A 1,489-nucleotide genomic window follows, 5' to 3' on the forward strand; every position below is an offset into this window, starting at 1 on the left:
GACCTTGCCGGCTTTGCCGCCGGCATCGTGTGGCGCGGCATGAATTTCGTGCAGATTCCGACCTCGCTGCTGGCGCAGGTCGATTCCTCGGTCGGCGGCAAGACCGGCATCAACAGCCCACGCGGCAAGAACCTTGTCGGCGTCTTCCATCAGCCGAAACTGGTGTTGGCCGACACAGGGGTGCTCGACACGCTGCCGATCCGGGAATTCCGCGCCGGCTATGCCGAGCTCGCCAAATACGGGCTCATCGACCGGCCGGAATTTTTCGCCTGGCTGGAAAAGAATTGGGTCCAGGTTTTTGCCGGCGGGCCGGAGAGGGCGCAGGCGATTGCCGAAGCCTGCCGCGCCAAGGCCGACGTGGTTGCGCGTGACGAGTTCGAGACCGGCGACCGCGCGCTGCTCAATCTCGGCCACACATTCGGCCACGCGCTGGAAGCCGCCACCCAATATGACGGAAGCCGCCTCGTCCATGGCGAAGGGGTCGCCATCGGCATGGCGCTGGCCTACCGGTTCTCGTCGCGGCTCAATCTGGCCAGCCCCGACGATGCCGCGCGCGTCGAGGCGCATCTGCGCGCCGTCGGCCTGCCCTGGCGAATAGCCGACATCCCGGGCGATCTGCCTGACGCCGAGGCGCTGCTTGCCTTTATCACCCAGGACAAGAAGGTGTCGCGCGGCGCGCTGACCTTCATCCTGACGCGCGGCGTCGGCCAGGCTTTCATTGCCAAGGATGTTCCGGCATCGGAAGTGCTGTCGTTTCTGAGGGAGAACCACCCAAAGGAAAGCGACCGGAGATGAACGAGCCCGGCTGGATCGTTGTCGCCGTCCTTGCCATCCTCATCGTGCTGCTCGTTGCCGTGCGCACGCGCCTGCTTGCCATATTCGGGTACGAGCTTTCACGCATCGAGCCGCAGCGCTCCAGCCAGGACGAATTGCGCGGCGCGGTCGACGATTTCCGCCGCGACGGCCAGGTGGTGCGCGAGGATCGCGACCGCGTCGGCGGCCTGTTCGATCTCGCCGAGCTCGAAGTCTCCGACATCATGGTCCACCGCACCAACATGCGCTCGGTCAATGCCGACAATGCGCCGGAAGCGGTGGTGCGCGAGATTTTGCAAAGCCCGCACACCCGCATGCCGCTGTGGAAAGGCTCGCTCGACAACATCGTCGGCGTGCTGCATGCAAAGGATCTGCTGCGCGCCTTGAACGAAGTCGGCAACGATTTCTCCAGGATCGACGTCATGAAGATCGCTTCGAAACCCTGGTTCGTGCCCGACACCACGACCTTGCAGGAACAGCTCAACGCCTTCCTTCGCCGCAAGGCGCATTTCGCCGTCGTCGTCGACGAATATGGCGAGGTCGAAGGGCTGGTGACGCTGGAGGACATTATCGAGGAGATCGTCGGCGAGATCGCCGACGAGCACGATGTCGACATACAGGGCGTCAAGCAGGAGGCCGACGGCTCCGTGGTCGTCGACGGTACGGTGCCGATCCG

At 64.4% G+C, this 1,489-nt stretch carries 2 protein-coding genes; both read left to right on the forward strand.

Annotated features, from left to right (window positions below; genetic code table 11):
- A partial coding sequence (locus tag EN969_RS30785; RefSeq protein ID WP_127419719.1) for a 3-dehydroquinate synthase occupies positions 1-795 on the forward strand: 795 nt, incomplete at its 5' end.
- Positions 792-1,489 (forward strand): CBS domain-containing protein (locus tag EN969_RS30790; RefSeq protein ID WP_127419720.1); only part of this gene is annotated, 698 nt, incomplete at its 3' end. The genes EN969_RS30785 and EN969_RS30790, both read left to right, overlap by 4 nt.

The sequence above is a fragment of the Mesorhizobium sp. M7A.F.Ca.CA.003.01.2.1 genome (assembly GCF_003998945.1).
GTDB lineage: Bacteria > Pseudomonadota > Alphaproteobacteria > Rhizobiales > Rhizobiaceae > Mesorhizobium > Mesorhizobium ciceri.